The sequence below is a fragment of the Fulvivirga lutimaris genome, assembly GCF_009711525.1.
Taxonomy (GTDB): Bacteria; Bacteroidota; Bacteroidia; order Cytophagales; family Cyclobacteriaceae; genus Fulvivirga; species Fulvivirga lutimaris.
The window spans coordinates 29411-30526 of the sequence record NZ_SMLV01000401.1; the positions used below are offsets into that span (position 1 = coordinate 29411).

Consider the following 1116-nt stretch of genomic DNA (forward strand, 5'->3'; position numbering starts at 1 on the left):
GCTGTGCTGATAATATCTCTTGGTCAGCCACGCTTGATGGCAATGTTATTATAGAGAAAGTCACAGTGGGGATGGACTTTTCAGCTGGAGCTGATTTTGGTGTAAGTCCAAAAATAAAGAAGCATTCTGTCAATAGCTTCTCTTCAATAATTAGACCTGCTGTACCTCATAAGGATTCAGAAATAAAAGATGAATATAACCAACTTTCAATAGAATTTAAAGGTGGCTATAATCTCTACATTAGAGCATATAATGACGGTGTGGCTTATCAGTTTGAAGATATTAATAAAGCAGCTAGAAATGTAGTTTCAGAAAATCTGTCACTCTCCTTCCCAAAAGGTACCCGCTCACTTTTCCCTCAAGAAGAGTCCATGTATTCGCATAACGAGAGGTTGTATTTAGACAAATCACTAACAGAAATATCAGACAAAGAATTTTGCAGCCTGCCGGTATTGTTTAGCACAGAAAATGGCAAAGTTTTATTTACTGAAACAGCACTTCATGATTACCCCGGAATGTTTATGAAAGGCAGCGGAGTAGAAACGCTGGAAGCTATTTTTCCTAAATATGTGCTTGAAGCGGTTCCAGCAGAACAATCTCCAGATCGCAATCAAACTATCACTAAAGAAGCTAATTTCATTGCTCAAGTTGAAGGGAAGAGAGGATTTCCGTGGCGGGTGTTTATTATCAGTAATGATGACCGCACATTTGTTGAAAGTAACCTTACTTATCAGCTTGCACAACCTACTGCGATCAAAAATACTGATTGGATAAAACCCGGTAAAGTTGCCTGGGACTGGTATAATGCCAATAATATTTATGGAGTAGATTTTAAGTCAGGAATTAATACCGCTACTTACAAATACTACATTGATTTTGCTTCAAAGAATAACATCGAATATGTGATCCTTGATGAAGGTTGGACCAAGTCAACAACAGAAATTCTGGAGTACAATCCAGATATTGATGTTCCTGAACTGATAAAATATGGAAAAGAAAAAGGTGTAGAAATTATTCTTTGGGTGTTATGGAAACCATTGGATGAAAACCTTACCGAGATTCTGGAAACCTATAAAAATTGGGATGCAAAAGGAATTAAAGTGGACTTCATGCAGC

The 1116-nt window shown here is 37.3% G+C and carries 1 protein-coding gene; it reads left to right on the forward strand.

The features are described 5' to 3' along the window. Positions 1 to 1116 (forward strand): glycoside hydrolase family 97 N-terminal domain-containing protein (locus E1140_RS13935; protein WP_185153596.1); only part of this gene is annotated, 1116 nt, incomplete at both ends.